Origin of the sequence: Nigerium sp. (assembly GCF_039811905.1) — a bacterium.
Lineage (GTDB): Bacteria > Actinomycetota > Actinomycetes > Propionibacteriales > Propionibacteriaceae > Propioniciclava.
In genome coordinates this window covers 43,547-51,362 of the sequence record NZ_JBDHZL010000010.1, presented here as the reverse complement: position 1 = coordinate 51,362, position 7,816 = coordinate 43,547, and the positions used below count along the sequence as shown (strand labels likewise).

Genomic DNA, 7,816 nt, shown 5'->3' with positions numbered 1-7,816 from the left:
GGTCCTCGCCGACGGCGGTGTCGCTCACGTGCGGCCCGCGCGCACCGGCGACGCCGACGCGCTGCGCAGCTTCTATGCCGTTCTGCCCCGTGTGGAACAGCGCCGGGACGCCGAGGTCCGAGATTGCCTGGTACAGCGGATAGAACCGCTCGTCGGAGGGGTCGAAGCCCTGCAGGGACGGGTGGAACTTGAACCCGCGGACGCCCCACTCCTCGACCATGCGGCGCGCCCGGTCCACTGCGACGGGCCCCTGGTGGGGGTCGACGGAGCCGAACGGGATCAGCACGTCGTTGTGTCGGACGCACCCGGCGACGATCTCCTCGATCGAGTTGGGCTCGTGCTTCAGCGCGGTCCGGGCGTCGACGGTGAAGACCACGGCGGCCATGTTCTCGGCCCGGTGCCTCTCGGCGATGACGTCGAGGGTGGGGGAGCGGTCCTCCGCCTTGAAGTAGGCAGCGGACGCCTCCGTCAGCGCCGTCGGCAGGGACGTGTGGCCATCGTCGGATTGTTCGATGTGCACGTGCACATCGATCGCGGTGCAGGCCGCGAGGTCGGGATGGTACTCGTAGCGCATGGTCGGGGAGCCCCTCACTTCGCCTGGGCCGGAGCGAGGTCGTCGGGCAGCGGCGGCATCTTCTCGCCGCAGGCCTGCAGGTGACCCTCGACGGGGGTGTCGAACTGCTCGGCGAGCTTCTCATACGTCCAGCCGCCGTCGCTGTATTCGGTGACGATGGGCTGCGGATGGCTGAACAGCTGCAGCCGGTCGCCTCCGGCGCCCACGACCTGGCCGGTGATGCCGGACGCCGCGTCCGAGGCGAGGAAGGCGACGAGACCGGCCACGTCGGCGGCCGTGCCGAATCCGAGAGTCTTGCGGAAGAAGTCCGGCATGGGCTCACCCCGCTTGTCGGCCTCGATCGCTGCCGAGAAGTAGGGGACCGTCTCGGTCATGGCGGTCGCCGCCACCGGGACGACGGTGTTCACCGTGACGCCGGCCTTCTTCATCTCGAGCGCCCACGTGCGCACCATGCCGACAATGCCGGCCTTGGCTGCCGCGTAGTTCGTCTGGCCGAAGTTGCCGTACTGGCCGGTGGGGGAGCCGATGGTGATGATGCGTCCGGCGACCCCCGCTCCTTGAAAGAGCGGTAGGCCTCGCGCACGCACAGGAACGTGCCGCGCAGGTGAACGTGGATGACGGTGTCGAAGTCGTCATCGGTCATCTTGAGCACCGACTTGTCGCGCAGGACGCCGGCGTTGGTGACCAGGATGTCGAATCCGCCGAAGGCGTCCAAGGCGCCCTCGATGAGGGCGGTCGCGGCCTCCGTGGTGCCGACCCCGACCACGACGGCGGTCGCCCGGCCGCCGGCGGCCGTGATGGACTCGACCGCCGCCTGAGCGCTGCTCGTTCACGTCGTTGATCACGACCGCCGCGCCGCGGCGGGCCAGTTCTTGGGCGTAGGCCAGGCCGAGGCCCTGGCCCGAACCAGTGACGACGGCCACTTTGCCGTCGAGGGGTTCGATGTTTGTCATGGCCACATGCTCCTTCGCTGTCGTCTGAACTCGGTCCATCACATCGGATGTCATTGAAAATGTCAACGGTTTTGTTGTTCACCTATGGGTAGGGTGTGACCAGCAACTCGAAGGGGCCCTCCATGAGCGACAGTGCCACCACCGCGAACGATTCGTCGGTCCAGGAGCGGCTGGCCGCCAGCGATCTGGCCCGCGAGCCGGTCTTCCTGGCGATTCGCCTGTCCTCCCGGGGGTCGGCCGACGCGAACCGGGCCCTCGCCGCGCTCGGGCTCAAGGTGCGGCACTACGCGGTGCTCGCGCTCGCGTGCAGCGACCTGCGACCCACGCAGCGCGAACTGAGCCAGTTCCTCTACCTCGACCCCAGCCAGATCGTGGGGCTCGTCGACGAGTTGGAGGGGCGTCAGCTAGTCCAGCGGCGTCCCGACCCGCGGGACCGGCGCTCGAAGGTGATCGTCGCCACGGCGTCCGGACGCCGGTTCTATGCCGAGGCGCGGGCGACTGTGTCCACCGCGAACGAGGAGACGCTGGCGGCGCTGGCGCCGGACGACCGCGACCAGCTGATCCGCCTGCTGGCCGCGGTCGCCTTCTAAGGGCGCCTCAGTGCTCGTAGGTGTGCAGATCGTGGTCCTTGGACTCCTTGGTGAGCAGGATGAAGATCGCGCTCACGACTGACATCGCGGCGAGGTAGAGCACGACCGGGGCGGTGTCGCGCTGGGACGCCGCGTAGATGGACGCCAGGATGCCCGGCGTGAAGCCCGCGCCCAGCAGGGTCGCGAACTGGTAGCCCAGCGACGCTCCGGTGTAGCGGGCCGTCGTGCCGAACCGTTCGGAGACGAACGCCGCGAGCGGGCCGTAGATGAGGGCGTGGCACAGGAGGCCGATCGTCAAGGCGAGGAAGATCAACAGGATGTTCCTCGACGCGAGCCAGCCGAACATCGGGTAGATGAGGGCGATGAAGGCGACGAGACCGACCAGCATGACGGGGCGGCGTCCGAAATGGTCGGAGACCCGGCCCATGGCTACCACGAAGGCCACCTGCAGCAGCGAGGCCAGCGCGAAGACGTACAGCACTGACTGGCGCGGGGCGCCGTGCTCCACCGCGTAGCCGACGGCGAACGTCGCCAGGAACACCTGCAGCGCGAAACCCGCGCCGCCGGACAGCATCGTGTAGATGAGGGCCCTCGGCCGCCGCAGCACCTCGACGATCGGCACCTTCTTCTTGGTGGTGCCCTCGGCCTCGTCCTTCGCGACGGCCGCCGCGAAGATCGGGCTCTCGCTGACCTTGCTGCGGATCACCAGCCCGATGACGAGCAGCAGCACCGACAACAGGAAGGGGATGCGCCAGCCCCACGCGAGGAACTGGGCCTCGGGGAGCGCTGCGAACATGCCCAGGATGAACGTGCCGAGCGCCGCCCCGGTGGGCGCGCCGGCGTTCGTGAAGGACGCCGCGAAGCCTCGCTTCCCGTGCGTGGAATGCTCCAGCGCCATCAGGGCCGCGCCGCCCCACTCGCCGCCGACGGCGATGCCCTGCATGACGCGCAGCAGCACCAAGACGATCGCGCCGGCCGACCCGATGACCTCCTTGGGCGGGATCAGCCCGATGAGCGTCGAGGCGACGCCCATGATGAGCATGGAGAGGATGAGCATCCGCTTGCGGCCGAGGCGGTCTCCGAAGTGCCCGAAGATCGCACCGCCCAAGGGGCGCGCGATGTAGCCGGCGGCGAACGTCCCGTAGGCGGCGATCGTGCCGGCGAGCGGGTCGAGTTGCGCGAAGAACACCTTGGGGAACACCAGGGCGGACGCCGACGCGTAGAGCAGGAAATCGTAATACTCGATGGTGGAGCCGAGGTAGCTGGACAGGATCACTCGGCGGGCCTCGCGATTCTTCGTTCTGGCGTCCAAGCGGTCGAGCGATTGTTCGTTCATGGTCATGGTGGTCTCCGGGATTCTGGGTGGAGTGACTGGGCTCGGTCAGTTCAGCTCGCGCAAAGCTTGCTTCTGGATCTTCCCGGTGCCGGTCCGCGGCAGTTCGTCGAGAATTTCGATGTACTTGGGCTGCTTGTAGTTGGCCAGCAGCGGCTTGAGGGCGGCGGCGATGGCGTCGGGGGTGAGGGAGGCGTCCGACAACACGACGAAGGCCTTGCCGGTCTCGCCCCAGCGGTCGTCCGGGACGCCGATGACGGCCGCGTCGCGGACGCCTGGCACCGAGACGAGGGCATTCTCGACCTCGGCGGGGTAGACGTTCTCGCCGCCGGAGATGTACATGTCCTTGATGCGGTCCTTGACCCAGAGGTAGCCATCGGCGTCGCGCAGCGCGATGTCGCCGGAGTGGTACCAGCCGTCCTCGACAGCGCGCGCAGTCTCTTCCGGCTTGTTCCAGTAGCCGGACATCATGTTCGGCCCGGTGATGATGATCTCGCCCGCTTCGTCAGGGCCGACCTCGTCGCCGACGACGTCCACGATGCGACTCTCGGTGAAGAAGTGCGGGCGTCCCGCGGAGCCGGCCTTGACGAGGCCGTCGCGCGGCTCCAACATACAGACGCCCGGTGCCGCCTCGGTCATGCCGAAGCCCTGCATGATCGCGACCTCGCGAGCCTGCCACGTCTTGATCGTCTGCTCGAGCAGCGGGGACCCGCCGACCATGATCGCCCGGAACGAACTCAGGTCCGCGTCGGCGAATCGCTCGTGCTGGCTCAGCATGTCGAGCATCGCCGGGACGAAGAACGACGACGTCACCTGGGACTTCTCGATCTGCTCCAGCACGGCCTCGGCGCGGAAGCCTCGGTGGATGATGATGCGGCCGCCCAAGGTGAAGGTGGGGACCGTCATCATGTTGAGCCCGGCGATGAGGAACAGCGGGGCGGCGGCGAGGTGCACCTCGTCCTGCCGGAGGTCCTGCCCGATGAGGGCGTTGACGTACTGATAGAAGAGGGCTCGGTGACTGAGCACGGCGCCCTTCGGGTGCCCGGTGGTCCCGGACGTGTACATGATCAGGCAGGGCTCTTCCAGGTCGAGGTCGATCTCGACGGGGGTGTCCGAGCCGCCGGCGAGGAAGGCTTCGTAGGGGATTCCGGGTCATGGGCGACGTCCGGGGCGGTCGGCGTGCCCGCGTCGATGCTGACGAGGGTCAATCCGGGGTGCGCGGTGGCGAGGTGGGTGGTGTTGTCGGCCTGCTCGGCGCCGAAGGCGAGGACGCGGGGCGCTCAGTCGCCGACGATGTACTCCACCTCGGCGAGTTTGAGGCGCGGGTTGAGCAGCACGCACGTTGCGCCCATGAGGCCCGCCGCGAAGAACAGTTCGAGGGCGGCCGGATGGTTGAAGCCGAGGTGGACGACCCGGTCTCCCCGCTGGACTCCCGCCGCGGTGAGCGCGTTGGCGAGGCGGGTGACACGGTCGGAGACGGTCGCGTAGGTGTACTCGTGCCCTTCGAATTCGATGGCTACGTCGTGCGGGCGCACCTTGGCCCGGCGCTGCGGCCAGGTGCCGATACCGAGGTTCACAGCTGACTCCTTCGTCCAGATGATCGACTGATCGATTGAAACAGCATTTCATTGAAAGAGTCAACGGTTTGGTGTTTGGGTTTTCTCCGAGCCAGGGACGCCGCGCTGGCGGCGTCCGTGGAGTCGATCTGTCAGGCATCCAGCACGGAGCGGACGCCGGTGAGGGACGGCGCAAGGCGTGCCCCGAGCCCCTCGCGGTCCCGGCCGGGCTGCCGATCGGCGGCCCGGAGCGGACCACCGGTCCACCCCCTAGACTGTGTCACCGCTGGCCGGAGTGGTGGAATTGGCAGACACGCAGGATTTAGGTTCCTGTGCCGCAAGGCGTGAGGGTTCAAGTCCCTTCTCCGGCACTCACTCACTCAACTCGCAGGGCGACGGAGCGGTGACGCATCGGGCTTGGGCGGCGTTGGGCGTCCGACGCCGACTGGGCCGCCCACCAGCGTGGACGGCCCAGCGGACGAGCGAGCAGAACGCCGCCGTCAGAACGGCACCCCGCACCGCAGGATGACGTTGGCGAACGGTGTCGCCTCCCCGGTGCGCACGAGCAGAACGGCGTCCCCGGACTTCTTCTTGAGCTCCTCGTGCGACAGGGTCTCCGGCTCCCCGAAGAGCGACTCGAGCAACTCCTGGGCCGCGGGGTTGGCGTCCGCGGTCTCCGTGGCGACCCACGCCTTCTCGACGACGATCTCCCCAGCCAGCGCCCGGACGACCGCCTCGAAGCTCGGGACGCCGAACGTCACGGCCAGATCGATCACCGGCACGCCGTGCGGCCGCGGCAGCCCGCAGTCCCCGACGACCACGAGGTCGGTGTGGCCGAGGCGTCCGATCGCGCCCGACAGGTCGGCGTTCAGGATTCCCGTGCGCTTCATCGGGCCGCCTCCACGTCGGCGAGGGTCGGGTAGGACGCCTGCGCGCCGCGCTTCTGCACCGCGCGGGCGGCGACGCGCGTGCCGAGGGCCAACGCGTCGCCGAACCCCTTCCCGGACGCCAGCGCCACGGCCATCGCGCCGACGAAGGCGTCCCCGGCGCCGGTCGTGTCGACCGCGGTGACGCGTTCGGCTTCCTGCGTGGTCACCTCACCGGACGCGTCGACCGCGAGCGACCCCTGCGAGCCGAGCGTCACGACGACGCTGCGCGCACCGCGTCCCAGCAGCTGCCGGGCGAGCTCGAGCGGCTCGGCGCTGCCCTCGGTGACGCCCGCGACGAGCGCGGCCTCGTACTCGTTGACGACCAGCGGGTCGCACACGGCCAGCACGTCATCCGGGACGTCGGCCGCCGGGGCGGCGTTCAGCAGAAACCGGACGCCCTCGTCGCGGCAGCGGGCCGCGACGTGGCGGACGGACTCGAGCGGGATCTCGTGCTGCAGGACGACCAGGTCGGCGTGCGTCCAGGCGTCGGCGTGCTCGTCGAGATACTCGGGCGTGACCCGCCGGTTCGCGCCGGGGGAGACCACGATCGAGTTCTCCCCGTCAGGCGTGATCGTGATGAGGGCGCAGCCGGTCGGGACGTCGACGTCGTCCACAGGCGACGTGTCGACCCCGGACGCCTCGAGCGATTCCCGCAGGAGCGCCCCGTTGCCGTCCGCTCCGACGCAGCCGACGAACGCGACGTCGCCCCCGATCAGGCCGGCCGCGACGGCCTGGTTGGCGCCTTTGCCGCCGGGCGTGATGACGAGGTCAGAACCGAGCAGCGTCTCGCCGCCGGAGGGTCGACGGTCGACCTCAATCACCAGATCCGCGTTCGCGGATCCAATCACCGTGATGCTCACAGCATCCCTTTCTGTCGATGGTGTGGGGGTGCAGCGCCGGACGCCCCGTCGGGGCGGCGTCCGGCGCCGAGGGGAGGATTACTTGGCGTTGCTCTTGTCGACGACGACCACCGGCACGGAGATCGCCTTGTCGACGGTCTCGCCCTTGGCGAGCTTGAGCGCGGTTTCGACGGACTTCTTGCCGAGCTCCTCCGGCTGCTGGGCGATCGAGGCGAACATCGTGCCCTGCTTGACGGCGGCGATGCCGTCGGCGGTGCCGTCGAAGCCGACGACCTGAACCGACTTGCCGGCCCGGTCCCCGAGCGCCTGAATGGCGCCCAGAGCCATCTCGTCGTTCTCTGCGAAGACGCCGACCGCCTTCGGGTTCGACTGCAGCAGGTTCGTCGTCACGTCGAGGCCCTTGGTGCGGTCGAAGTCGGCGGGCTGCTTCGCGACGACCTTCACGTTCGGGAACTTCGCGATCCCCTCCGTGAAGCCCTGGCCGCGCTCGCGGGAGGCGGTCGCGCCGGCGACGCCCTGGAGCACGATGATGTCGCCCTTCTCGCCGATGGCCTTCGCCAGCGTCTCGGCGGCCATCCGCCCGCCCGCCACGTTGTCGGACGCCACGAGAGCGTTCACCTCGGCCCCGTTCACCGCGCGGTCGACTGCGACGACCGGCAGGTTCGCGGCGGCGAGGGGGGCCACCATCGGGCCGGCCGCGTCGGAGTCGACCGGGTTGATGAGGACGGCCTTGACCTGCTGGGCCTGGAAGTTCTGGATCTGGTTCGCCTGCTGGGTCGCGTCGTCGCGGGCGTCGGTGACGACGAGGTCGGCGCCGGCCGCCGCGGCGGCGTCCTTCGCGCCCTTCTCCAGCGAGACGAAGAAGGGGTTGTTGAGCGTCGAGATCGCCATCCCGAGCTTGACCTTCTCGCCGCCGGCCCCCGAGGACGCGGCCGTGCCGCCCTGGGAGCAGCCGGACAGAAGCAGGGCGCCCGAGGCGAGGATGGCGGCGATGCGCATTCCGATCTTGGACATCGTGGGT

General features: G+C 69.2%; 8 protein-coding genes, 1 tRNA gene and 1 pseudogene. 2 read left to right on the top strand and 8 right to left on the bottom strand.

The genetic code is table 11. The features are described 5' to 3' along the window. Both WMJ97_RS03960 and WMJ97_RS03955 read right to left on the bottom strand, forming a co-directional pair. On the bottom strand, nt 1-574 hold a 574-nt coding region (locus WMJ97_RS03960), incomplete at its 3' end, for an amidohydrolase family protein (protein WP_347347660.1). Nucleotides 575-588: 14 nt separating this feature from the next. Continuing rightward, nucleotides 589-1,527, bottom strand: a pseudogene (locus tag WMJ97_RS03955) (SDR family NAD(P)-dependent oxidoreductase). A gap of 122 nt (nt 1,528-1,649) precedes the next feature. Here WMJ97_RS03955 and WMJ97_RS03950 point away from each other — a divergent pair. Further along, on the top strand, nt 1,650-2,117 hold the full coding sequence (locus tag WMJ97_RS03950) for a MarR family winged helix-turn-helix transcriptional regulator (RefSeq protein WP_347347659.1): 468 nt from the start codon (nt 1,650-1,652) through the stop codon (nt 2,115-2,117). A 7-nt stretch (nt 2,118-2,124) separates the two neighbouring features. Here the strand turns inward: WMJ97_RS03950 and WMJ97_RS03945 are convergent, their stop codons facing one another. From WMJ97_RS03945 to WMJ97_RS03935, 3 genes are all read right to left on the bottom strand, one after another. Continuing rightward, nucleotides 2,125-3,459, bottom strand: coding sequence for an MFS transporter (locus WMJ97_RS03945; protein ID WP_347347658.1), 1,335 nt, complete (start codon nt 3,457-3,459; stop codon nt 2,125-2,127). Between the two features lie 39 nt (nt 3,460-3,498). Then, nucleotides 3,499-4,548: an AMP-binding protein gene (locus tag WMJ97_RS03940; protein WP_347347666.1), complete on the bottom strand. Its 1,050-nt coding sequence runs from the start codon at nt 4,546-4,548 to the stop codon at nt 3,499-3,501. A 182-nt stretch (nt 4,549-4,730) separates the two neighbouring features. Then, the gene (locus WMJ97_RS03935; protein ID WP_347347657.1) at nt 4,731-5,027 is read right to left on the bottom strand and encodes an AMP-binding protein; all 297 of its coding nucleotides are present in this window, start codon (nt 5,025-5,027) and stop codon (nt 4,731-4,733) included. 268 nt (nt 5,028-5,295) lie between these two features. Between WMJ97_RS03935 and WMJ97_RS03930 the strand changes: the two genes are divergently transcribed. Beyond that, a tRNA-Leu gene (locus WMJ97_RS03930) sits at nt 5,296-5,377 on the top strand. 129 nt (nt 5,378-5,506) lie between these two features. Here WMJ97_RS03930 and rbsD read toward each other — a convergent pair. The 3 genes from rbsD to WMJ97_RS03915 all read right to left on the bottom strand — a co-directional run bounded on the left by rbsD (nt 5,507) and on the right by WMJ97_RS03915 (nt 7,809). Further along, on the bottom strand, nt 5,507-5,896 hold the full coding sequence (rbsD, locus tag WMJ97_RS03925; RefSeq protein WP_347347656.1) for a D-ribose pyranase: 390 nt from the start codon (nt 5,894-5,896) through the stop codon (nt 5,507-5,509). Next, a complete protein-coding gene (gene rbsK / locus WMJ97_RS03920; protein ID WP_347347655.1) occupies nt 5,893-6,795 on the bottom strand; it encodes a ribokinase in 903 nt (300 codons plus the stop codon). The genes rbsD and rbsK overlap by 4 nt, the downstream gene beginning before the upstream one ends. Nucleotides 6,796-6,873: 78 nt before the next feature. After that, entirely contained in the window at nt 6,874-7,809 is a 936-nt protein-coding gene (locus WMJ97_RS03915) for a substrate-binding domain-containing protein (protein WP_347347654.1), read from the bottom strand. Nucleotides 7,810-7,816 lie beyond the last annotated feature (7 nt).